13 protein-coding genes, 2 tRNA genes and 1 pseudogene are annotated in these 21,553 nt (G+C 73.5%); 7 read left to right on the forward strand and 9 right to left on the reverse strand.

The window, feature by feature from the left end:
- Window positions 1–357: 357 nt before the first annotated feature.
- Window positions 358–894 (reverse strand): MarR family winged helix-turn-helix transcriptional regulator, encoded by a 537-nt coding sequence (locus ACZ4XJ_RS13685; protein WP_384005011.1) that lies wholly within the window; start codon window positions 892–894, stop codon window positions 358–360.
- Window positions 895–1,017: 123 nt separating this feature from the next.
- Here ACZ4XJ_RS13685 and ACZ4XJ_RS13690 point away from each other — a divergent pair, with 123 nt between their 5' ends.
- The gene (locus ACZ4XJ_RS13690; RefSeq protein ID WP_362875447.1) at window positions 1,018–2,313 is read left to right on the forward strand and encodes an MFS transporter; all 1,296 of its coding nucleotides are present in this window, start codon (window positions 1,018–1,020) and stop codon (window positions 2,311–2,313) included.
- Window positions 2,314–2,383: 70 nt separating this feature from the next.
- Here ACZ4XJ_RS13690 and ACZ4XJ_RS13695 read toward each other — a convergent pair whose 3' ends face one another.
- Together ACZ4XJ_RS13695 and ACZ4XJ_RS13700 are read right to left on the reverse strand one after the other, a co-directional pair.
- Complete coding sequence (locus ACZ4XJ_RS13695) at window positions 2,384–4,111, reverse strand: ATP-binding SpoIIE family protein phosphatase (protein ID WP_362875448.1); 1,728 nt, start codon at window positions 4,109–4,111, stop codon at window positions 2,384–2,386.
- Window positions 4,112–4,267: 156 nt separating this feature from the next.
- Window positions 4,268–5,695, reverse strand: a complete 1,428-nt coding sequence (locus ACZ4XJ_RS13700) for an NAD(P)/FAD-dependent oxidoreductase (RefSeq protein ID WP_468496283.1) — start codon at window positions 5,693–5,695, stop codon at window positions 4,268–4,270.
- A gap of 342 nt (window positions 5,696–6,037) precedes the next feature.
- Between ACZ4XJ_RS13700 and ACZ4XJ_RS13705 the strand changes: the two genes are divergently transcribed.
- Window positions 6,038–6,814 (forward strand): TetR/AcrR family transcriptional regulator, encoded by a 777-nt coding sequence (locus ACZ4XJ_RS13705; protein ID WP_362874954.1) that lies wholly within the window; start codon window positions 6,038–6,040, stop codon window positions 6,812–6,814.
- 606 nt (window positions 6,815–7,420) lie between these two features.
- The gene (locus tag ACZ4XJ_RS13710) at window positions 7,421–9,388 is read left to right on the forward strand and encodes a sigma-70 family RNA polymerase sigma factor (protein ID WP_468496284.1); all 1,968 of its coding nucleotides are present in this window, start codon (window positions 7,421–7,423) and stop codon (window positions 9,386–9,388) included.
- 156 nt (window positions 9,389–9,544) lie between these two features.
- Here ACZ4XJ_RS13710 and ACZ4XJ_RS13715 read toward each other — a convergent pair whose 3' ends face one another.
- Window positions 9,545–11,860, reverse strand: a complete 2,316-nt coding sequence (locus ACZ4XJ_RS13715) for an asparagine synthase-related protein (protein ID WP_468496285.1) — start codon at window positions 11,858–11,860, stop codon at window positions 9,545–9,547.
- 642 nt (window positions 11,861–12,502) lie between these two features.
- Between ACZ4XJ_RS13715 and ACZ4XJ_RS13720 the strand changes: the two genes are divergently transcribed.
- The 4 genes from ACZ4XJ_RS13720 to ACZ4XJ_RS13735 all read left to right on the forward strand — a co-directional run bounded on the left by ACZ4XJ_RS13720 (window position 12,503) and on the right by ACZ4XJ_RS13735 (window position 17,841).
- The gene (locus ACZ4XJ_RS13720) at window positions 12,503–14,107 is read left to right on the forward strand and encodes a sporulation protein (RefSeq protein ID WP_468496286.1); all 1,605 of its coding nucleotides are present in this window, start codon (window positions 12,503–12,505) and stop codon (window positions 14,105–14,107) included.
- 19 nt (window positions 14,108–14,126) lie between these two features.
- The gene (lhgO, locus tag ACZ4XJ_RS13725; RefSeq protein WP_362874957.1) at window positions 14,127–15,347 is read left to right on the forward strand and encodes an L-2-hydroxyglutarate oxidase; all 1,221 of its coding nucleotides are present in this window, start codon (window positions 14,127–14,129) and stop codon (window positions 15,345–15,347) included.
- 140 nt (window positions 15,348–15,487) lie between these two features.
- Window positions 15,488–16,360 (forward strand): tRNA (guanosine(46)-N7)-methyltransferase TrmB, encoded by an 873-nt coding sequence (trmB, locus tag ACZ4XJ_RS13730; RefSeq protein WP_468496287.1) that lies wholly within the window; start codon window positions 15,488–15,490, stop codon window positions 16,358–16,360.
- A gap of 44 nt (window positions 16,361–16,404) precedes the next feature.
- Window positions 16,405–17,841, forward strand: a complete 1,437-nt coding sequence (locus ACZ4XJ_RS13735; RefSeq protein ID WP_468496288.1) for a PrsW family intramembrane metalloprotease — start codon at window positions 16,405–16,407, stop codon at window positions 17,839–17,841.
- Here the strand turns inward: ACZ4XJ_RS13735 and ACZ4XJ_RS13740 are convergent.
- From ACZ4XJ_RS13740 to ACZ4XJ_RS13760, 5 genes and pseudogenes are all read right to left on the reverse strand, one after another.
- Window positions 17,831–18,883, reverse strand: coding sequence for a M23 family metallopeptidase (locus tag ACZ4XJ_RS13740; RefSeq protein WP_468496289.1), 1,053 nt, complete (start codon window positions 18,881–18,883; stop codon window positions 17,831–17,833). The genes ACZ4XJ_RS13735 and ACZ4XJ_RS13740 overlap by 11 nt on opposite strands.
- 316 nt (window positions 18,884–19,199) lie before the next feature.
- The gene (locus tag ACZ4XJ_RS13745; protein WP_468496557.1) at window positions 19,200–20,366 is read right to left on the reverse strand and encodes a PP2C family protein-serine/threonine phosphatase; all 1,167 of its coding nucleotides are present in this window, start codon (window positions 20,364–20,366) and stop codon (window positions 19,200–19,202) included.
- Between the two features lie 170 nt (window positions 20,367–20,536).
- Window positions 20,537–20,610, reverse strand: a tRNA-Met gene (locus ACZ4XJ_RS13750).
- Window positions 20,611–21,067: 457 nt separating this feature from the next.
- Window positions 21,068–21,140 (reverse strand) — tRNA-Lys (locus ACZ4XJ_RS13755).
- Window positions 21,141–21,323: 183 nt separating this feature from the next.
- A pseudogene (locus ACZ4XJ_RS13760) lies at window positions 21,324–21,553 on the reverse strand (DEAD/DEAH box helicase); the annotation flags it as partial.

Below are 21,553 nucleotides of genomic sequence, written 5' to 3' on the forward strand. Positions count from 1 at the left end.
AACGGACGCTTCCTTTGTACTCACCCTCTCGGGCTTTCCTCCGGGCTTTCGTTCTGTGTTGTTCTGTTCTTGCGTTTCCGACTCTATCAGACTCTTTCGGGCCTGACTCCCAGTCAGCGGGGTTTGTCTTCCGGGCTGTTGGGCCCTTCCGACTCCCGAACTCTAGCCGATTTCCCCGGCAACCGATAATCGGGCCTTCGGAAAGGAATTCGGACATGCCGAATTCGTTCCCAGTGGGAGATCTTGCTGAGTTGGGTGCCGCAACGAGGCGGCGGGATCGTTGACACCAGAACCTATCGGCTCTGGGACAACTCGAAGAACCTTACGGACCCGTGGGGTCGGTGTCAACCCTTCAGGTCAGGGCCTCGACTGGAGGTCTTCCACCCGGTCCAGCAGCCGGGTGAGCACGTCTCCGAGGATCGCGCGCTCGGCCGTGGACAGGTCCTGGAGGAGGTCCTCCTCGAAGACCGTGGCCGCGCGCATCGCGTCCAGCCACTTGCTGCGGCCCTCGTCGGTGAGTTCCACGATCACGCGGACCCGGTTGGACTCGTCGCGCTCGCGCGTGACCAGTCCTTCCGCGGTCATGCGGTCGATCCGGTGCGTCATCGCCGCCGGCGTCAGGCCCAGCTGCTTCGCGAGCTCGCTCGGGCCCATCCGGTAGGGGGCGCCGGAGATGACGAGCGCCTTGAGGACCTCCCACTCGGCGTTGCTGATGCCCAGGGCGGCGGTCTGGCGTCCGTACGCGACGTTCATGCGGCGGTTCAGTCGGCTCAATGCCGACACCACCTTCTCGACCTGGGGGTCGAGGTCCTGGAACTCGCGCTGGTAGACGGCGATCTGCTCATCGAGGCTCGGCTCGTGGACGGGCGTGGTGCCGTCGGGGGTGTCACCCATGCGTCGAAGTATGGCACGAGACCCATTGGCATCTAACTCCTTCGATGTGTAGAGTTAAGGATCGAACTTTAGGGATGAAGTCTTCAGGCTTCAGTTATCAAGGTGGTGAAAGTGACCAAGGTGATGGGCGCTGCGATGCGGCGGATCCAGGCCGGGAACGCGTTGACCGCGTTCGGCATCGGCTTCACGGTTCCGTTCCTCTACATCTATGTGGCGCAGGTGCGGGATCTGGGTTCCATGGCTGCCACGAGTGCGTTCGTGGCGTTCGCGCTGGGAGCTCTCGTCGCGCTGCCCTTCACCGGACGGGTCATCGACCGGCGTGGTCCGGTGCCCGTGGTCATGGGTGCGGCCGTCCTCGCCTCCGTGGGTGCGCTCGCGCTCGGGCTGTCCACGGGGGTCGTGCCGATCCTGTTGTCGGCATTGGCGCTGGGTGCCGGACAGGCCGTCATGCAGCCGGCGCTCGCCACGATGATCGTGTGGTGCTCGACCCCGGCGACGCGGACGCGCTCCTTCGCCCTGCAGTTCTTCCTGCAGAACCTCGGGCTGGGCATAGGCGGGCTCGTCGGCGGTCAGATCGTCGACGAGAGCCGGCCCGGCAGCTTCACCCTGCTGTTCGGCATCGAGGCCGTGATGTTCCTGGTCCTGGCGGCGGTCATCGCCACCGTGCGGATGCCGCAGGTGGCGGGCCTTCAGAACGCCATGCCGCAGAAGGGCGCGGCCCCGGTGGGCGGCGGCTGGAGGCGGCTGCTCGGGCACAAGGCGATGGTGCAGTTGTGCGTGCTGGGCTTCGTCCTCTTCTTCGCCTGCTACGGACAGTTCGAGTCGGGTCTGGCGGCCTTCGGTACGGAGGCTGCGGGGATATCCCCGTCCACGCTCGGTTTCGCGCTGGCCGCCAACACGGGTGCGATCGTGATCGCCCAGTTCGTGGTGCTGCGGCTCGTCGAGAAGCGGCGTCGGTCGCGGGTGATCGCGCTGGTCGGGCTGATCTGGACCGTGGCGTGGGTCATCGCCGGCTTCTCCGGGCTCGGGCACGGCAGCGCGATGATGGCCGCGGCCGCGTTCATCACGACGTACGCGCTGTTCGGCATAGGTGAGGCGATGCTGTCGCCGACGCTGGCTCCGCTGGTGGCCGATCTGGCGCCGGAGGGTTCGGTCGGGCAGTACAACTCGGCCTTCGCCCTGGTGAAGCAGATGGCGCTGGCGCTCGGGCCGCTCGGTGTGCCGCTCGGTGCGGGGATCCCGATGCTCTACATCGGACTGTTCGTGGTGGTCTCGCTGGGGATCGCCGGGTTGGCGTTGCGGCTCGGCAAGCAGTTGAGCCCCGTGCAGGACAATCCGTCGCTGAGCAGGGTCGTGGCGCAGGGCGGTCCGGCCGTCGGCGTGGGGAAGGCCGTCGCTTCGGAGCCCGCGCACGTGTAGTCGTACGTAGGGATGCACGAAGTACGCGAAAGGCCCCGGTCCTGTGGACCGGGGCCTTTCGCGTGGGTGGCTACTTGTCCGGCAGGGCGAACTCGCACCAGACGGCCTTGCCGCCGCCGGGGGTGCGGCGGCTGCCCCAGGACGAGGCGATGGTGGCGACGATGGAGATGCCGCGGCCGGTCTCGTCGGCCGGTTCGGCGCGGCGCCGGCGCGGGAGGTGGTCGTCCCCGTCGGTGACTTCGACGATCAGGCGGCGGTCGGTGCGGCGCAGGCGCAGTCGCATGGGCGGGGTGCCGTGCTGGAGGGAGTTCGCGACGAGTTCGCCGGCGGCCAGGACACCGAGGTCGCACAGTTCGACCGGGAACCGCCAGGAGGCGAGGACGCCCTGGGCGAAGGCGCGGGCGCGCGGGGCCGCCTCGATGCCGCCGAGGAGTTCGAGGGCGGCGTTGTGGAACAGCTCGGCGTCGGCTCCGGTGCGGGCGGGCTGTTGGAGGACCATCACGGCGACGTCGTCGTCGTGGTCGGCGTCCACGCCGAGGGCGCGCATGAGGCGGTCGCAGACGACGGCGGGGGTGCCCTGGGCACCGGAGAGGGCGCGTTCGAGAGTGGCGACGCCTTCGTCGATGTCCTCGCCACGGCGTTCGACCAGGCCGTCGGTGTAGAGGACGGCGGTGGAGCCGGGGCCCAGCGCGATGGTGCCGGAGGTGTGCAGCCAGCCTCCGGTGCCGAGCGGCGGCCCGGTGGGGTCGGCGGCGCGGCGTACGGTGCCGTCCTCGTCGCGGACGAGGATCGGGAGGTGGCCGGCGGAGGCGTACGCCAGGAGGCCCTCGTTGGGGTCGTGGACGGCGTAGACGCAGGTGGCGATCTGGCTGGCGTCGATCTCGGCGGCGAGGCCGTCGAGGAGTTGGAGCACCTCGTGCGGAGGCAGGTCGAGGCGGGCGTAGGCCCGGACGGCGGTGCGGAGCTGGCCCATGACGGCGGCGGCGCGCACGCCGCGGCCCATGACGTCGCCGATGACGAGGGCGGTGCGGCCGGCGCCGAGGGTGATGACGTCGTACCAGTCGCCTCCGACGGCGGCCTCGGTGCCACCGGGTTGGTAGGTCGCTGCGACGCGGAGGTCGTCGGGCTGTTCCAGCTCCTGCGGGAGGAGGGAGCGCTGGAGGGTGACTGCGGCTTCGCGCTGGCGGCGCTCGCTCACGCGGAGCCGGTCGACGGCTTCGGCGTGGTCGGTGACGTCGGCTAGGTGGACGAGGATCCCGCTGTGGTGCGGATCGTCGGGGCCGTCGGCGTCGGTCTTCGGGAAGTCGACCGGGGTGCAGGTCACGGTGTAGGAGCTGCCGCCGCCGGGGGCGGTGCGGTTCTTGGCCGTACGGGGCTTGCCGCTGCGCTGGACCTGGTCGAGGAGTTCGAGGAGGCCGAGTTCGCCGAGTTCGGGCAGGGCCTCGTGGGCGGGGGCGCCGGGGGTTCGGGGGCCGAAGCCGGCGGTGTAGGCGTCGTTGACGTAGGCGACGCGGTGCTGGGGGCCGTGGACGAGCGCGACGAGGGCCGGGAGCAGGCCGAGGACCTCGCGCACAGACAGCTCGTCGAGGGCGGGGGCGGCGGCGAGCGGCGCCGTACCGGTGCCGGAGACGGTGGCGTCGCCGGGGCTGCCCTCCGGTGGGCTGGTGGGGTGGGCGGCGCCGCGGGCTGCCGGGACGGAGCCCTCACCCCGTTTGGCCTGGGCGACGGCGTGTTCGTTCCGCGCTGCGGCGCGGCGCTGCGTTCCGGGAAACCGGGCGCTCCAGCGCGTGAAGTTCACTGCGTTCAAGCCTCGTGGTGTCGCAAGTGGTCGCTGTGTCGCTCGTGGTCGGTCTCTGGACGGGAGATGCGGTGCGCGGACACCGCACGGTCACTCTGTGCAGGTGCGAGCGCACCTATGGTCACACGTCCAGTGTGGCGGACCGCACTGACAACGTCAGCCTTGGCTGTCCTGACTGTCCTGCGGGGGTTCGGGGGCGGGGCGGGGCTTGTGGTGTGCCGGGCCTCCGCCTGCGGCGAGTTCGAATTCTGCCCTGGGGTGTTCGAGTGAGCCTAGGGAGACGATCTCCCGCTTGAACAGACCTGAGAGGGTCCATTCCGCAAGGACGCGCATCTTGCGGTTGAAGGTGGGGACGCGGCTGAGGTGGTAGGCGCGGTGCATGAACCAGGCCGGGTAGCCCTTGATCTTGCGGCCGTAGACGTGGGCGACGCCCTTGTGGAGGCCGAGGGAGGCGACGGAGCCGACGTACCGGTGGGCGTACTCGGTGAGGACCTCGTCGCGCAGGGCGGCGACGAGGTTGTCGGCGAGTTGCTTGGCCTGGCGGACGGCATGCTGCGCGTTGGGGGCGCAGGTGTGGCCCGGTTCGGCGGCGGTGATGTCGGGGACGGCGGCGGCGTCGCCGGCGGCCCAGGCGTGTTCGACGTCTTTGACGGTGAGGAAGGAGGTGCAGGTGAGGCGGCCGTGTTCGTTCCTGGGGAGGTCGGAGGCGGCGAGGACGGGGTGGGGTTTGACGCCGGCGGTCCAGACGACGGTGCGGGTGGGGAAGCGGGAGCCGTCGCTGAGGACGGCGACGCGGTCCTCGCAGGAGTCGAGGCGCGTTTCCAGCCGGACGTCGATGTTGCGGCGCCGCAGTTCACGGACCGTGTAGGTGCCCATCTCCGGGCCGACTTCGGGGAGGATCCGGTCGCTGGCCTCGACCAGCACCCACTTCATGTCCTCGGGCTTGACGTTGTGGTAGTACCGGGCGGCGTAGCGCGCCATGTCCTCCAGTTCGCCGAGCGCTTCGACGCCCGCGTATCCGCCGCCGACGAAGACGAAGGTCAGGGCCGCGTCGCGGATCGCCGGATCGCGCGTGGAGGAGGCGATGTCCATCTGTTCGATGACGTGGTTGCGCAGGCCGATGGCCTCTTCGACGGTCTTGAACCCGATGGCGTAGTCGGCGAGGCCGGGGATGGGGAGGGTGCGGGAGACCGAGCCGGGCGCGAGGACGATCTCGTCGTACTCGATCTCGATCGCGCCGGTGCCCTCCTCGGCGGTGGCGAGGGTGGTGATGGTCGCGGTGCGCTTGGCGTGGTCGATGCTCCTGGCCTCGCCGATGACGATGCGGCAGCGGTCGAGGACGCGGCGCAGCGGTACGACGACGTGGCGGGGTGAGATCGAGCCGGCGGCGGCCTCCGGAAGGAAGGGCTGATAGGTCATGTACGGCTCGGGTGTGACCACCGTGACCTCGGCCTCGCCGGGTCTCAGCTTTCGCTGGAGGCCCAGGGCCGTGTACATGCCGACGTAGCCGCCGCCGACGATGAGGATGCGCGTGCGGGGCGGGGTACCGGGGGCGTCGCCCCGGGAGTTAGCAGCCTTCACCATCCCATGACGCAACGTGGCTGGGAGTTTGTCCACAGGCCCGACAAGTTGTGTGACCGGTGGGGGTGCCGGGACGGGACTGCCGCAGGGGCCTGGAGGGGGTGAAGGTCCGCAGGTCAGGGCGTCCGGAGGCGGAGATTCCGGGGGCTTCCTGGGGAAAAGTGGGGGTCAATGCTCCGATCGGGCGGCGGCCGGTCCGGGGCTGCCTCTTCTGAATTGACTCTGGCTCAACTATGTTCGTATCTCGTCGAGGAGTAGGACCGGGGCCCTCATGACCGTGGCCCCCCTCGATGTGAAGGCGGGGAGTGTCTCCGGGGGGAGACAAATGATTACCGGGGGATACATATGCACATTTCCGATTTCCATGGTTCTGCCACCGCTCTGTCTGCCGAGAGCGGCGGCCGCGTGATGACGGGCACGACGACCCACGGGGTGGGTCGCTCGACGCCGCTGCGCGTGGACGCTCAGCGCAACCTCGAACACGTCCTGCGCGCGGCTCGCGAGGTATTCGGCGAGCTGGGCTACGGGGCTCCGATGGAGGACGTGGCGCGCCGCGCCCGCGTCGGTGTCGGCACCGTCTACCGGCGGTTCCCGAGCAAGGACGTCCTGGTCCGCCGCATAGCGGAGGAGGAGACCGCCCGGCTCACCGAGCAGGCCAAGTCCGCGCTGGGCCAGGAGGAGGAGCCGTGGCAGGCGCTGTCGCGCTTCCTGCGCACCTCGGTGGCCTCCGGCGCGGGGCGGCTGCTGCCGCCGCAGATCCTGCGGGTCGACGCGGACGGGGAGGACGGGGCCGAGCAGGCGCCGGTCGCCGCGGCGCGTGTTCCGCACCAGCGTCAGGCCGTCGTGGGCGGGGCGCCCGACCTCCGGGTCGTGGGCGCGCGGCACTCCGTCGAGGACGAGCTCGCGGACGACTCCGGCGCGGGTGCGCTGCTGGAGGTCGTCGGACGCCTGGTGGACCGCGCCCGGGAGGCCGGTGAGCTGCGCGCGGATGTGACGGTGGCCGATGTGCTGCTGGTCATCGCGACGGCGGCGCCGGCGCTGCCGGACCCTGCCCAGCAGGCCGCGGCTTCGGCCCGACTGCTGGACATCCTGCTCGAAGGGCTGCGTTCCCGGACAGCGTGAGGGGGCGCGGTCGCCGGGGGGCGACGCCTGCGGGGCGCTGCCTTCGGGTGACGTGCGGTGCGGTCGCCCGGGGCGGTGCCTCGGGCGGCGTTTCCGGGCGGTGCCTTCGGGTGGCGCTTCCTGCTGATGTGCGGTGCGGTCGCCGGGAGCGGTGCTTCCGGGTGGTGGCCGCGCGTGTTTCGGACCGGGACGCGGGCCGGTACGGGGCCAACACTCGGCCACTACGGACCGGTTCCGGCGCTGCGCGGGGGTGAGGCGTCGGAGGCGTGTGCCTCGGGCGCTTCGCCCGGCCGGTCGGTCGGCGTCGGGGTTGGCGGCTGTGTGCCGGGCGACTGCGCGGAGCGAAGCTGGGTCGTATGTGACGTGACGCCGGGTGGTTCACCCAGCTGCGGTGGGGGCGCGGGAGGTGGTCGGTGGTTCGAACAGCCATGGACGTCACGGGAGTTGCTCGAACGGGCGGTAGCTCGAACGAGTGAGGATCGGTGCGGCGAATCGCTTGATCTTGCCCGGATGAGTGGATGCCGCCCGGAGCGGGTCGGGGTGCCTTCGCCGTGTGCCACGCTGGATCGGTGTACCGGTTGAGTGTGGCGTGCGGGGGCTTCCGCGATGAGCTTTGACGGGCGGGACGAGTCTCGCGGTGGTGCCGGTGGCGAGGTCGAGTCGGGCAGCCTGCCCGCCCGTCAGGTCCCGGCCCAGCGCGAACCACACGGCCGACATGCCGCCCCGGTGGCGGGCGGCACCGATCTCCCCCCGTCGGACGCGGACTTGGTCGCCCGGATGCGCGGCGGCGACGACGGCGCGTACGAGGAACTCTTCCGGCGGCACGCCGACGCGGTCCGCCGCTACGCCCGTACCTGTTGCCGCGACGGACACACCGCCGACGACCTGACCGCCGAGGTGTTCGCGCGGACGCTGCAGGCGGTGCGCGGCGGGGCCGGGCCGGACCAGTCGGTGCGGGCCTACCTGCTCACCACCGTCCGGCGGGTCGCGGCGACGTGGGCGAAGACCGCCAGGCGGGAGCAGCTCGTCGAGGACTTCGCCCTGTTCGCGGAGCAGTCGACGGGAGCCGAGTCCGCGTCCGCGCTGAGCGGGTCCGACACCCTCGAACTGGGCGCGGACGTACGGGCGATGCACGAGGCCGAGCAGTCGCTGGCCATGCAGGCCTTCCGGAGCCTGCCCGAGCGGTGGCAGGCCGTGCTGTGGCACACCACCGTCGAGGAGGCCTCGCCGAGTGCGATCGCCCCGTTGTTCGGGCTCAGCGCCAACGCGACGGCGGTCCTGGCCGGCCGGGCCCGGGAGGGCCTCAAGCAGGCGTACCTCCAGGCCCATGTGAGTTCCGCGCTGAGCTCGGGCGGGGACTGCGCGCGGTACGCGGACCGGCTGGGCGCGTACGCCCGGGGCGGGCTGCGGATGCGGGCGGAACGGGGGCTGCGCAAGCACCTGGAGGAGTGCGCCAAGTGCCGCGTCGCCGCCGGGGAGCTGAAGGACGTCAACGCCGGGATCCCCGCGCTGCTGCCGGTCGCGGTCATCGGGTGGTTCGCCGCCGGGTACGCCGCCAAGGCGGCCGGGGTGGTGGCCGGTGGGGCCGTGGCCGCGAGCGGGGCCGGAGCGGCCGCCGCCACGGCGGGCGGATCGTCGGCGGGAGCAGGAGTCGGGGCGGGCGCGGCGGCCGGGGCCGGCAGTGCCGGTGCGGGTGGGGCCGGGGGTGCGGGCGCCGGCGCCGGGGGTGCGGCCGCGTCGGAGGGGTTGGGGTTGCCGGCCAAGGCCGCCATCGCGGCCGGGATCGCGGTCGCGGCGGCGGCCGGGGTGGTGTTCGCGCTGGCCGGGGACGAGCCCGAGCCGCAGGCCCCGGCGAAGCCGGCGCCCGGGGTGGCGGCGCCGGCCGTGCCGGTGGTGCCGAAGCCGAGCCCGTCGCCCACGCCGCCGGGGTCGACTCCGGCGGGGGCTCCGGCTCCGGCCGCGCGGGCCTCCGTACCGCCGCGCCGTACGAGTACGCCCGCTGCCCCGGCGGCCTCCGCGCCGGCCCCGGTGCGGCCCTCGGCTGCGAAGCCGGCCCCGGTGACCACCCGGCCGGGGCCCGCGCCGACGCGGGCGAAGCCCTCGCCGACCCCGCCGGCCACCCCGGCGCCGCAGCCCCCGCAGGGGTTCCCGTTGGCCCGGCTGGGCCATTCGGCGTACGGGTCGCACAGTGGCCCGGAGCTGGAGACCTGGCGCAGCAGCTGGGTGTGGCAGCGGTGGGGGCCGGCGATCGGGGGGCAGCGCTTCGGGCAGGGGATCACGGTCAACTCCCGTTCCTCGGTGGAGATCACCCTGAACCGCCGGTGCAGCGCCTTCTCGGCGCGGGCCGGAGTGGACGGGCTGTCGCTGCTGACCGACGGCACGGTGCGGTTCTCCGTCTACGGCGACGGGCAACGGCTGTGGCGGTCGGGCGTCCTCGGCTACGGGGACGCCCCCGAGGCGGTGAACGTGTCGCTGGCCGGGCGCGCGACGTTGCGGCTGGTGGTGGAGCAGGTCGTGCGGGGGAAGTTGCCGACGCTGGCGAGCTGGGCCGACGCGGTGATCAGCTGCCGCTGAGCCGGTCGGCGGCGCCTCCGGCGCCGGCAGGGAGGTGGCGACCGCCGGTGGTGGCGGGCCGGCGTCAGACGGCGCTCGCGCGGCCGCCGACCCGGCGCGCGCGGGAGCCACGTCGTGGGGCCGTACGCGGAGCAGCCCCCTCGCGGCGGGGTTCGTTCAGCGGTCCGCCGGCCTGCGCAGGTGGTCCGGGGCCGCCGGTCGGAGCCGGAGGGGAACGCCGGGGGCGAGGCGGCCGAGCGGGGTGTCGAGGACGGGGACGGCCCGCCGGCGCGGCGTCGAGGTGCCGGTCCAACAGGTGCCGCGACGGGCGAGGAGGCGGCGCAGCCACAGTTCCATCGAGACGAGTTCCGCGAGCCCGTCGAGCGGCACGGGCCGGCCGTCGGCGGCGTCGAGCAGCGCCTGACGAACGACCCGGGCTTCGATCAGGCCCGCGTCGGCGAGCAGCGGGGCCGCGAAGAGCGCGAGGAGTTCCTGGAGGGCGGCGCGCAGCCCGAGGCGGGTCGCGCTCTCGTTCGGGGCGTGCTCGGTGACCCCCCAGCCGGGCGGCAGTTCGCGTACGCCGGTGGCGGCCAGCACGCTGCGCAGGATCGCGGCGCGGGCCCCGGGTTGCACCCGCAGGGATTCCGGCAGGGCCCGCGCGGCCCGTACGACCTGGTTGTCGAGGAACGGCGCGTGCAGGCGCTGGCTGCGCACCTCCACGGCCTGCTCGAAGACCCGGTGGTCGGCGGCGTGCCGGGTCAGCACGGAGCGGGCGCGGGCCTCGCCGGGGCGCAGGGAGAGCGGCGGTCGTCCCGCGGCGGCGCCCAGCCGGATCGATACTTCCGCGAGGGCCTCGCCGGTCAGCCAAGCCGCGGCGGGTCCGGGCCGGGACCAGGTGAGGGCGGCGAGGGAGGCGTCGACGGCGCTGCTCACGTTGCCCCCGACGGCCCCTTCGCGCAGCCGGGCCGCGGCGGCCTCGATGCCCGCGCGGTACGGCGTACGGGCGAGGCGGCGGGCCGCGGAGTACACGGTGAGCGGGACGAGGAGGGACTCTCCGGAGGCCGACGCGGAGCGGGCGAGCGCGGCGACGGGCCGCAGCAGGTGCCGGCGTCGGCGGTCCATGAGGAGGTCGGCCATGCGGGCGGGGTGGGCGTCGAGGACCTGGCGGGCGCCGTGGCCGACGAAATGGTCGGCGGAGCCGGCGGCCAGGCGGCGGCGTTCGCGGGCGGCGACGACGAGGGAGGGGCCGGGTTCGTCGGTGAGCGGACCGTCGAGTTCCGCGTAGGGCAGGGCCTCTTCGGCGGCGGCGACGACGACGTGGTGCAGCCGGGGGTCGGCGGCGATGGCGTGGGCGCGCGCGAGTTCGGCCTCGCGACCCTGCGGGGTGGCGAGGTCGTTGAAGGTGACGGCGAGCAGCCGCGAGCCCGAGCCGGGGATGGTGCCGGGTGCGCCGGGCATGCCGGCGGCGAGCAGGGCGAGGGTGGCGGAGGCGCTGCCGCCGGACAGGTCGGCGCCCACGCCGGGTGCGGGCGCCCCGCGGGCCGCGCGCCGGTCGGCGGGTCCCATTCCGGGCACCGGGCCCGGATCGGGAACAACTGTTTCGGGAGCATGCCGGGGCGCCGTGAGCCGGGCGCGCACCGCGTCGACCAAAGCTTCCCGTACGCCCTCCACCGCGCGCTCGGCGTCGGCCTCGGGCGTGGCCACGGCGAGGGAGGCCACGGGTTCGTAGCCGGTGATCTCGCGGGAGCCCTCGCGCAGGATCAGCGTGTGGCCGGGCGGGATGCGCTTGACGCCCGTGTACGGTGTGCCGTCGCCCAGCGCCTCGGGGCTGTCGGGGCAGGCCAGGAGGGCGGCGAGGTGGCCCACGTCGAGCTGGGCCTCGATGAGGTCGGCGAGCGGGAGGGCGGCGGTGGCGTACGCGGTGCCGCCGGCCCAGGGCGTGTAGAACACGGGCCGGGCACCGGCGAGGTCGCCGAGGACGGTGATGCGGCGGCCGGCCTGGACGACGGCGGTGTAGCTGCCGGACCACTGGGTCAGGTGGCGCAGGGCGCCGCCGCGGGCCGCGTAGAGGGCGCGTCTGAGCTCTGCGTCGGTGGCGCCGCAGCAGCCGAGGACGGCCAGGCGGGTGAAGGGGTCCGCGGGGTCGGCGGTGACGGTGCGGATCTCGTCGGGGCGCCAGTCGCCGACGGCCCACAGCGGGTCGGGGTCGCCCCACAGGAGTTGGGCGCCGACGGGGTGGACGGTGCGGTCGGCGTCCTGGGCGGCGGGGTCGTCGGGGTGGGCTGCGTCCGCGATGCCGCCCCGGGTCCGGTCCCCGTACGGGCCCCGGCCGTTGGCGGCGGAGTCACGCCCGTCCGAAGGCCCGTAGGCGTCCGAAGCCCCGTACGCACCCGGTGTCGCTCGGCCCGTCCCCCGGCCCGTTCCCTGGCCGGTGACGCGCCCGGCCGTGCCGAAGCTCGCGGCGATACTGCTCCAGCCGACCAACCAGCGCACCGCCGCCTCCCCCAGCCTGTGGGCACATGACCGGGGCGGTGCACGGCTCGGACGACGCTGTCGTCGCTGAGGGCGCGGCCGGCGGGACCCCGGGTGGCTCGGGTCCATGCTGCCACGTGATGGGCGTGCGAGAGCGACTTCGGGGGGCGCACATGTAAACGAATACGCCCCGGCCACACGGTATTTGGCGTTCCGTTCCCACCGCCCCATAGGTCGGTTTCGGCCATTCTTCGACCGTACTGAGTACGTGCGCGCGTCGCCGCCGGCTATGGCGGCGGGCGCGGTCCGGGAGGCGGGTTCCACCCCCCGGACCGTTCCGCCACCCGCGGGGATTGGGGTAGCGGCATCCCCCGGCCCACCTGGTCCACGTGGCGGGCCGACCCACGCACCGCACATCGAATCGCCGGGCCCCGGCACGGGCCAGAGCGCACGGCCGGGCGCACGGCCACACGGCCGGAGCACGGACTGACACGTGCGCCCCGGACCCGGACACCGCCCCGACTGTGCGTGCGGACAACAATCCCGCCATACGGAACTCGGGGCCTTAACGCTTGGGAGGCGGGGAACTACGCTGGGTTTACGAAATGCCGGGCGCCTATGCCCCGGCGTCGTCTGCGTTCCGCGTGTGACGAGGGGTGGCGCATGTCCAGGGAGCTCCGCGAGCCCAACGAGAAGCTCGGCGCCGTCCTCGCCCTGGCGGGCATCAGCAACGCCGGGCTGGCCCGGCGGGTCAACGACCTCGGCGCACAGCGCGGTCTGACGCTTCGCTACGACAAGACCTCGGTCGCCCGTTGGGTGTCGAAGGGGATGGTGCCGCAGGGCGCGGCCCCGCACCTGATCGCCGCCGCCATCGGGGCGAAGCTGGGCCGGCCGGTGCCGCTGCACGAGATCGGACTGGCGGACGCGGATCCCGCGCCCGAGGTCGGACTGGCCTTCCCCCGCGACATCGGCGCGGCCGTCCGCTCCGCCACCGACCTCTACCGGCTGGACCTCGCCGGGCGGCGCGGTGGTGGCGGGATCTGGCAGTCCCTCGCCGGATCCTTCGCGGTCTCCGCGTACGCGACGCCCGCCTCCCGCTGGCTGATATCTCCGGCCGACAGCTCGGTGGCGCGCGAACCGGGCCCGGCACCCGATTCCGGTACGTCGCCCACCCCGACCGGCGCCCCTCGCCCCGCCCCGGCGGCCCGCCCCGCCACCGCGACCCGGCAGCCCGCCCCGACCCGGCCGGCAGCCGTACTCCCCGCGCAGGACGTTGTGCCCGCGCCGCCCGGAAGCGAAACCGCGCCGACGGCGCCCCCGGCCGGCTCCGCGCCGACGGAGGGTTCCCCGCAGCGGGTCGGGCACAGCGACGTGACGAAGCTGCGCGAGGCCGCCGAGGAGGCGCGCCGCTGGGACTCCAAGTACGGCGGCGGGGACTGGCGTTCGTCGATGGTCCCCGAGTGCCTGCGGATGGACGCGGCGCCGCTGCTGCTCGGCTCCTACACCGACGAAGTGGGCCGCGCCCTCTTCGGCGCGACCGCCGAACTGACCCGGTTGGCCGGCTGGATGGCCTTCGACACCGGCCAGCAGGAGGCGGCCCAGCGCTACTACATCCAGGCCCTGCGGCTGGCCCGCGCGGCCGCCGACGTACCGCTCGGCGGCTACGTCCTGGCCTCCATGTCGCTCCAGGCCACCTACCGGGACTTCCCCGACGAGGGCGTGGACCTCGCCCAGGCCGCCGTGGAACGCAACCGCGGCCTCGCCACCTCCCGCACCATGAGCTTCTTCCACCTCGTCGAGGCGCGGGCGCACGCGAAGGCGGGCGACTCGGTGGCCGCCGGGACGGCGTTGCGCGCCGCCGAGGGCTGGCTGGAGCGCTCCCGCGACGGCGACGGCGACCCGACCTGGCTCGGTTTCTACTCGTACGACCGTTTCGCGGCGGATGCGGCGGAATGCTACCGGGACCTCAAACTCCCCCGTCAGGCGCGCCGCTTCACCGAACAGGCCCTGTCCCGCCCCACCGAGGAGTACGCGCGCTCGCACGGGCTGCGGCTGGTCGTCAGCGCGGTCGCCGAACTCGAATCGGGCAACCTCGACGCGGCGTGCGCGGCCGGCACCCGCGCGGTGGAGGTCGCGGGCCGGATCTCCTCGGCCCGGACGAACGAGTACGTACGGGACCTGCTGCACCGGCTCGAACCGTACGGGGACGAACCGCGCGTCGCGGAGCTCCGCGAGCGGGCTCGGCCGCTGCTGGTGACACCCGCGTAGCCGCATTGTCGGTGGCGGGGTGCAGTATGCAGGGGTGGGAGGTGTCAGCGTGGACTGCGACGTGCTGGTGATCGGTGGTGGGATCGTCGGCCTGTCGACCGCGCATGCCCTTTCACGGCTGGCCCCGGGGACGCGCGTGGTCGTCCTGGAGAAGGAGGCCGGCCCCGCCCGGCACCAGACGGGCCGCAACAGCGGGGTGATCCACAGCGGCATCTACTACCGCCCCGGCTCGCTCAAGGCACGCTTCGCGGTACGCGGGGCCGCCGAGATGGTCAAGTTCTGCGCCGAGCACGACATCCCGCACGAGGTCACCGGCAAACTGATCGTCGCCACCGAACGCCGGGAGCTCCCCCGCCTGCACTCCCTCGTCCAGCGCGGCCGGGAGAACGGCATCCCGGTCCGCGAACTGGGCCCGGCGCAGATCGCCGAGTACGAGCCGGAGGTCCACGGCCTCGCCGCGATCCACGTCGGCACCACGGGCATCGTCGACTACGGGCGGGTGGCGGCGCAGCTCGCGGAGTCCTCCGGCGCGGAGATCGTCTACGGCGGCGCGGTGGACCTCGTCTCCCGCCGGCCCTCGGCGGTGGCGGTGCGCACGACGTCCGGCCTGGTGGTCCGGGCGAAGGTGCTGGTGAACTGCGCGGGCCTGCAGTGCGACCGGATCGCCCGGCTGGCCGGCGACGATCCGGGCATGCGGATCATCCCGTTCCGCGGTGAGTACTACGACCTGGCCCGCCCGGACCTGGTCCGGGGCCTGGTGTACCCGGTGCCCGACCCGGCGTTCCCCTTCCTCGGCGTCCACCTCACCCGGGGCATCGGCGGCGGCGTCCACGTCGGGCCGAACGCGGTGCCCGCGCTGGCCCGCGAGGGCTACGGCTGGTCCACCGTCCGCCCCCGCGACATCGGCTCCGAGCTGACCTGGCCGGGATCCTGGCGGCTGGGCGCGCGGCACTGGCGGTACGGGGCGGGCGAGATCCGCCGCTCCCTGTCGAAGCGGGCGTTCACCGAGGCCGTACGCCGCCTGCTGCCCGCCGTCACCGCCGCGGACCTCACCCCGGCCGCGGCCGGCGTCCGCGCGCAGGCGGTGCTGCGGGACGGAACCCTGGTCGACGACTTCCTGATCCGCGAGGCCCCCCGCACGGTGCACGTCCTCAACGCCCCCTCCCCCGCCGCGACCGCCTCCCTCCCCATCGGCCGCGAAGTAGCCACCCGAGCCCTCCACACCCTCCACACCGCTTGACCCCCACACCGCAGGTCCGGGGGGGGTGCGTCGGCCGGGGCCGCCGCCCACCCCGACCCTGCACCGCCACCGACCCCACCCGCCACCTCCCGGCCGGGGCACCGCACCCCCCACCCCCCACGTCGTAGAATCTCGGCATTGTGTCTGAGTCCCCGAACCCCCAGCCCAGCCTCCCGGAGACCGCGCCGGAGGCGTCCTCGTACGTGCCCCCCAAGTGGCGCACCGAGCCCCGCTTCCCCGACGGCCCCGCCCCCGATCCGGCCGGCTCGCACCACGAGCGCCGCATCCGCAGCTTCCAGCCCCGCCGCAGCCGGGTGACCACCGGCCAGGGCGAAGCCCTGAAGCGGCTCTGGGGCACCTGGGGCCTCGACATCGACGGCCACGAGGTCATCGACCTCAAGCGGCTCTTCGACGGGCTCCCCGTGGTCCTGGAGATCGGCTTCGGCATGGGCGAGGCCACCGCCCAGATGGCCGCCGCCGACCCCGACACCGGCATCCTCGCCGCCGACGTGCACACCCCCGGCCAGGGCAACCTCCTCGCCCTCGCGGAACGGGGCGGCCTCAGCAACGTCCGCGTGGCCAACGGCGACGCGATCATCCTGCTCCGCGAGATGCTGCCGCCGGACTCCCTCGCCGGGCTGCGCGTGTACTTCCCGGACCCCTGGCCCAAGGCCCGTCACCACAAGCGTCGGCTGATCCAGCCCGAGTTCCTCGACCTGGCCGCCACCCGCCTGGCCCCCGGCGCGGTCCTGCACTGTGCGACGGACTGGGAGCCGTACGCCGAGCAGATGCTCGAAGTCCTCACCGCGCACCCCGAGTTCGAGAACACCCAGCAGGACGGCGGCTACGCCCCGCGCCCCGACTTCCGGCCGCTCACCCGGTTCGAGGGCCAAGGTCTGGACAAGGGGCACGTGGTCCACGACCTCCTCTTCCGCCGCGCGGAACACCGCGCTCCCGGCGTCCTCACCGACCCCATCGGCCTCACCAACCCCACCCTTCCCAGCACGAACTGACCAACGTCACTCCGGGTGTCCGACCCGCTCGGTAGGGTCATCGTGTGTTCCGAGCGCTCTCCCGTGTGCTCGCACGCCCGTCGGCCGGGGTCCGGACGTGCGTGCTCGTCGTCCTGCTCACCGCCACCGGGATCGCGATCCTGGAACTGGTCCGGGAACAGACCGGCACCGCGGGCTTCTTCGTGGGGCTCGGCCTGGCCCTGCTGCCGGTCCCGCCGCTCATGGCGGCGTTCCGGTGGCTCGGCCGGGCCGCGCCCGGCCCCTGGCGGCAGTTGCTGTTCTGCTTCGGCTGGGGGGCCTGCACCGCGGCGCTGATCGCGATACTGGCCAACAACTTCGCGACCCAGTGGGTCGCGGCCGCCACCGCCGACCCCTCCGACGCCGATCAGCTCGGCTCGGTCGTGATCGCCCCGGTCGTCGAGGAGACCGCCAAGGCCGCCGCCCTGTTCCTCGTGTTCGCCTTCCGAAGACGCCACTTCGCGGGCCCCGCCGACGGGTTCGTGCTCGCCGGGTTCACCGCCACCGGCTTCGCCTTCACCGAGAACATCCTCTACCTGGGCAACGCCTTCTACGAGGACGTGGCCAACGGCACCGGCGTACTGGACTCCGTGACGGCGGCGACGTTCTTCGTACGGGTCGTGCTGTCGCCGTTCGCGCACCCGCTGTTCACCGTGCTGACGGGCCTCGGCTTCGGGGCGGCCTCGCTCAGCGCCCGCCGTTCGCGCCGGATCGGCCTGCCGCTGCTCGGGTTGACGCTGGCCATGGCGACGCACGCCCTGTGGAACGGCTCCTCACACTTCGGTGAGTACGGTTTCTACGCGGTCTACGGCTGCGTGATGGTCCCGGCGTTCGGGCTGCTGCTGTGGTCGGCCGTGCGGATGCGGCGCCAACGGCTGCGGGCCGTCGCCGCCGAGCTGTCGGTGTACGCCGGCGCGGGCTGGCTCAGTCCGGCGGAGGTGCCGGCCCTGGCTTCGCTGCCGGCCCGTTCACTGGCGAGGGGCCTGGCCCGAGCCGCCGGAGGCCGCCCGTCCGCCCGGGCGGTGTCCCGCTACGCGGCGGACGCCACCGCCCTGGCCGTGCTGCGCCACCGCGCCCGCCGCCGCGGCCGGGCCGGCCGGGAGCCGGATTTCGCCGAGCGGGAGAGGGAGTTGCTGCACGCCCTGTGGCTGCGCCGGGCGACGGCCGCCCCCGCGCTGGCCCGGGCGGCGGTACTGGAGGAACTGCTGCCGCACCGCTCGGGCCTGCCCCAGGAGGACGCGTCCGCCTCCGCGCGACCCCCGACGGGCGCCCTCGCGGCCGTACCCGCCCCCAGGCGCCACCTGGCCGGCCGGCCGGAACGCCCGGCGTCGCGCCGAGAACCGGAGCCGAGGCCGGAGCCGCGCAGGGAACCGGACCCGCGCAGGGAGCCGGAGCCGCGCAGGGAACCAGAACCGCGCAGGGAGCCGGAACCGAGCCCCGGTCGCGTCAGTGCTAGACGCTGAGGCCCTTGCTGTTCAGCCACGCCATGGGGTCCATCGTCGAACCGCCCTTGCGGACCTCCAGGTGGAGGTGGGCGCCGGTGACGTTGCCGGTCGCGCCGACGCGGCCGATGGTCTCGCCCGTGCCCACCGCGCCGGAGGTCACCGACATCGAGGAGAGGTGGCAGTACCAGATCTCCGTACCGTCGTTGAGCTGGAGCACGATCCGGTAGCCGTACGCGCCGGACCAGCCCGCCGAGATGATCTTCCCGGCGCCCACCGCCTTGACCGGGGTTCCCGTCGGGGCGGCGAAGTCGAGGCCCGTGTGGTGGCCGGAGGACCACATGGAGCCGGCGGCGCCGTAGCGGGAGGTGAGGGTGTAGGCGGAGGTCGGCAGGACGAAGCCGCCCGCCGACTTCGCGACGGGCGCGGCGGCCGGCGCGGAGGCCGCCTCGGCCTTGGCCTTGGCGTCGGCCTCGTCGGCCGCCGTCTTCTCGGCGGCCGCCTGGTCCGCGGCGGCCTTCTCGGCTGCGGCGCGCACCGTCTCGGCCTCCTTGTCGGCCGCTTCCTTCTGGGTCTTCGCCTCCTGGGCGGCGGCCTCGCGGGCCGTCCGCTCGGCGTCGGCCAGGGCCTGCGTGTCGGTGGCGTCCTGCTGCGACTCGGCCTGCTGGAGGATGCGGTTGCGCAGCGCCTCACCCGCGTCGCCCTGTCCCTGGGCGGCGGCCTGCTGCGGGATCTGCCCGGTCCTGGTGTCCGCGGCGGCGGGCGTCTCGGCGGGGGCGGCGCTCGCGCGCTCGCCGCCCATCAGGTCGGGCAGCGAGGGCATGGATATGGAGACCTGGGGCCGGTCCTGCGCGGTGGCGATGCCGCCCGCGCCGACCGCCGCGATCACGCCGACGCCCAGCACGGTCGAGCTGCGGGCGAGGCCGCCGCGCGGCTTGAAGGTGCGGTGCTTGCCGCGGACCGGACGGACGGAGTCCTCGGTGGGGTTCCACTCGCCCCAGGCTCCGGCGCCGGGCGCCTCCTGGACGTCGGTGCCTTCAGGGGCAGGCGAGTTGGAGGCCACCGGGGCACACTCCTCATGGGCGAGAACGCACGCGGTGTCGCCTCTTGCGACGACTGGGACGACCGCGATGCGTTATCGAAAGGTAATAGACATGGGGGAGTGATTCCAAGCTGTTGCGATTGATCGTTAACACCAATCAGCCACGCCATGCACGGCTTTGGCCTGGACATCAGAGACTATCGACAATCAACTGGGGCAAAGAGCACCGCATTCGGTCATCACTTCAGCCACATTGGCGAAATGACGATCCGTCAGGACACTCGCACAGTGCGCCGCTCTCGCCACGGACGGTCACGGACGGACGGGCGTTCGGCCGCTACGCCTCCTCCCGCGGCACCACCGGTACGGTCCGCCTCCGCTCCGGCTGCCCCTCCCCGGGCCGGCCCACCGCCAGCAGCGCCATGTCGTCGCTCGCGCCGCCTCCCGTGTACCGGCGCACGTCGCTGCTGAGCGCGTCGAGCAGTTCGTCCGGCCCGGGGAAGACCCGCCCCCGCAGCCGGCCCGCCGGATCGTAGAAGACGCCCGCCGCGTCCCGGGCCTCGGAGAGCCCGTCCGTGTACAGGAGCAGAGTGCTACCGGCCGGGAAGGCCCACTGCCCGGCCCGGTCCGCCGGCCCCAGGACGGCCAGCTCGCCGAGCCCCAACGGCAGGGCCGGTTCGGCCGGGGCGAGCACCGCCAGTCCCCCGTCGGCGTGCAGCAGCAACGGTTCGGGGTGCCCCCGGTTGAGCAGCCGCAGTTGCTCGGCTCCCGGCGGGATCTCCCCGAGCACGCACGTCGTGAACCCCTCCACCGCGTCGAGGCTGTCGCGCCGGACGCCCTCCCGGTTCAGGGCCCGCTCCAAGCGCTGGGCGAGCCGCTCCAGGGTCGGTTCGGTGTCCGCGGCCTCGCGGAAGGCACCCAGCACCACGGCCACGGCCTCAACCGCCCCCAGGCCCTTGCCCCGTACGTCGCCCACCGCGAGCCGTACCCCGTACGGGGTGTCCTGGACGGCGTACAGGTCCCCACCGATGAACGCGTCGGCCTGCGCGGCCACGTACCGGGCGGAGACGTGCAGCCCCGCGATCCGTTCGGCCGGGGTGGGCAGCACGGCCCGCTGCGCGGCCTCGGCGATCCCCCGCGCGGACGCGAGCCGCGCGACGCTGCGCCGCACGACCCGGTTGATCAGCAGGGCCAGTCCGGACACGGTGAGTACGGTCGCCAACTCGGTCAGCGCCTCGACCTTCCACCCGGTGCCGCTGTACGCGTGCAGGGCGACGACGGCCAGCGAGGCGGTCAGGCCGATCAGGGCGGTCGCCCGGAAGGTGAACAGGGGAGCGGCGACGAGCGGGGCGGCGGAGAAGAAGGGCGAACCGGTGAAGCTGGGCGGCGTCAGCAGGTTGAAGACGAGCCCGACGAGGATCAGCAGGGCGGGGAGCAGCCGCGCCACCCGCGGGGCCGCGCCCTCGCCGGGGACGGTCGCGCGCTCCTTGTCCTGCCGGCCCAGCCCCGCCACGCTGTCTCCTGCCGCCGGTCCCGCCTCGCCCCCTCAAGGCTGGCGGTACCGGCCCCGGTCCGGCGACCGGACCGCGCCGATCGGGTGACGCCGGGTGTCCTTGGTACAACGGGGAACGACGAAGGCCCGGTTCCACAAGGGAACCGGGCCTTCGTACTGAGTAGCGGGGACAGGATTTGAACCTGCGACCTCTGGGTTATGAGCCCAGCGAGCTACCGAGCTGCTCCACCCCGCGTCGGTAAACCCAACTCTACGTCATTCGGGGGACGCCCCCCACCACTTAACGCCCGGGGCACCCCCGAGCAACACATCACCGCAGGTCAGAGGCGTTTAATCGGCTCGGAACAACGAAGCCCCACCCCGGAATCCGGCGACGCGTCACCCCACGGGGTCGCGTCGCTGAGCGGTCGGTCGGCACGCGACGCCCGCACCACAGCCGCGGGCTCGGGTTCGGGTTCGGGTTCGGGTTCGGGCTGCCGGATCCCCCGGGCGTTCGTGGTCTCGCCGTCCATCTCGTGGCTGTACTTCTCCGTGGGCGGTTCGGGGCGCACGAGGCCGACACGGCCCCCCCTGGACGCGGTCCGCGCATCAGACGACCCGACGTCCCGGGCACGGCAAAGCGCCCCACCCGAAGAACTCGGATGGGGCGCTGAGGCGCAGGTCGGAGGGAGGTTCCTCCGCCGCGCGAGCGGTAGGCCATGTCGGACTCGAACCGACAACCAACGGATTAAAAGTCCGCTGCTCTGCCAATTGAGCTAATGGCCCTCCATGTGCTCACCCCAGAGCATAGCCGGAGCCGGGCTGTTGGCCGATCGGGTATCGCCGGGTGTGGCCCCGGCGGTTTTCCGCCGGCGGTCGTGGAAGGGGTGACGGGGCCGGAAAACGGCCCGGCCCCCACCGCACCGGAGTGCTGTGGGGGCCGAGTCGGTGTCAGATGACGCTCAGGCGTCAGCCGTTGCGCTTCCAGCGGGGCTTGTCGTCACGACGGCCACCGAAGGAGCCGGTCGAACCGGAACCGCCGGAGCCGGAGGGACGGTTGTCGTCGCGGCGGCCGTAGGGACGGTCACCGGCGCCGGCGGAACGGAAGCCACCGGTCGTGGGACGGTCGTCGCGGCGGAAGCCGCCACGGTCGCCGCCACGGTCGTCACGGTTGAAGCCACCCGACGGACGGTCGTCGC

The sequence above is a fragment of the Streptomyces sp. NPDC029836 genome (assembly GCF_055574495.1).

Coding starts and splice junctions, on each gene's coding strand:
- ACZ4XJ_RS13685 (WP_384005011.1), bottom strand. CDS start 894: ATGGGTGACACCCCCGACGGCACCACGCCCGTCCACGAGCCGAGCCTC.
- ACZ4XJ_RS13720 (WP_468496286.1), top strand. CDS start 12,503: ATGTCCAGGGAGCTCCGCGAGCCCAACGAGAAGCTCGGCGCCGTCCTC.
- ACZ4XJ_RS13700 (WP_468496283.1), bottom strand. CDS start 5,695: ATGGTGAAGGCTGCTAACTCCCGGGGCGACGCCCCCGGTACCCCGCCC.
- ACZ4XJ_RS13705 (WP_362874954.1), top strand. CDS start 6,038: ATGCACATTTCCGATTTCCATGGTTCTGCCACCGCTCTGTCTGCCGAG.
- ACZ4XJ_RS13710 (WP_468496284.1), top strand. CDS start 7,421: ATGAGCTTTGACGGGCGGGACGAGTCTCGCGGTGGTGCCGGTGGCGAG.
- ACZ4XJ_RS13690 (WP_362875447.1), top strand. CDS start 1,018: ATGGGCGCTGCGATGCGGCGGATCCAGGCCGGGAACGCGTTGACCGCG.